The sequence below is a fragment of the Vibrio sp. Vb1755 genome (assembly GCF_033338635.1).
GTDB classification, from domain to species: domain Bacteria; phylum Pseudomonadota; class Gammaproteobacteria; order Enterobacterales; family Vibrionaceae; genus Vibrio; species Vibrio alginolyticus.
This window is the reverse complement of the sequence record NZ_JAWOTA010000301.1, coordinates 1-1,115: the sequence shown is the minus strand read 5'-3', so window position 1 is coordinate 1,115 and position 1,115 is coordinate 1. Positions and strand designations below refer to the sequence as shown.

The 1,115-nt window shown below is 48.3% G+C and carries 1 protein-coding gene; it reads left to right on the top strand.

Going from position 1 to position 1,115, the window contains the following annotated elements; all coding sequences use genetic code 11:
• Positions 1–31 precede the first annotated feature (31 nt).
• Positions 32–1,115 (top strand): GspE/PulE family protein (locus R7E00_RS24710; RefSeq protein WP_318124853.1); only part of this gene is annotated, 1,084 nt, incomplete at its 3' end.

The following is a 1,115-nucleotide window of genomic DNA, read 5'->3' as shown; positions in this document are numbered from 1 at the left end:
TAACCATCTTAAAGCAACTGGAGAGCGCACAATGAAAATTCAGTTGAGAAAACGCTTAGGTGACCTACTCGTTGAAGAAGGCATCGTATCGGAAGATCAAATCCAGCAAGCTCTATCAGCTCAGCGCAGTACCGGACAAAAATTAGGTGATGCCCTGATTGACCTCGGGTTTATTACCGAAAAGCAAATGCTGGAGTTCTTGTCTCAGCAACTTGGATTACCGTTGATCGATCTTGGACGCGCTCCAGTGGATGCGGATGCGGTGCAAATACTGCCAGAAGTGCATGCTCGTCGTTTACGTGCAATGGTGGTGGCTCGTAATGGTGACACTTTACGTGTTGCGATGAGTGATCCGGCGGATCTGTTTACCCAAGAGTCTTTAATGAACTTGCTAGGTGAGTACAACCTTGAGTTCATCATTGCCTCTGAGCGTCAGTTGATCAGCAGTTTCGACCGTTACTACCGCCGTACCAAAGAGATCGCGTCCTTTGCTGAGCAGTTACAAGCCGAGCACCAAGACGTACAAAGCTTTGACTATGGCATCGATGAAGCCGACAGTGAAGAAGTCACCGTTGTAAAACTGGTTAATTCGATGTTTGAAGACGCGGTGCAAGTTGGTGCATCGGATATCCATATCGAACCAGACGATAAAGTCCTGCGTTTACGCCAGCGTGTCGATGGTGTGCTACATGAAACCATTCTGAACGAAGTGAACATCGCTTCAGCATTGGTATTACGCCTTAAGTTGATGGCGCACTTGGATATTTCTGAGAAGCGTCTGCCACAAGATGGTCGCTTCAACATCAAAGTTCGTGGTCAATCGATTGATATTCGTATGTCGACGTTACCGACTCAGTACGGTGAATCGGTCGTAATGCGTCTGCTTAACCAGTCGTCAGGTTTACGTCCATTAGAAGAATCGGGTTTACCGCCTGAGCTACTGGCGCGCTTGCGTCGTCAGTTATCTCGTCCTCATGGCATGATTTTGGTAACTGGCCCTACGGGGTCGGGTAAAACCACGACACTTTACGGCGCGTTGAGTGAGCTCAATGAACCGGGTAAAAAAATCATCACCGCAGAAGATCCGGTGGAATACCGTTTACCACGTATCACGC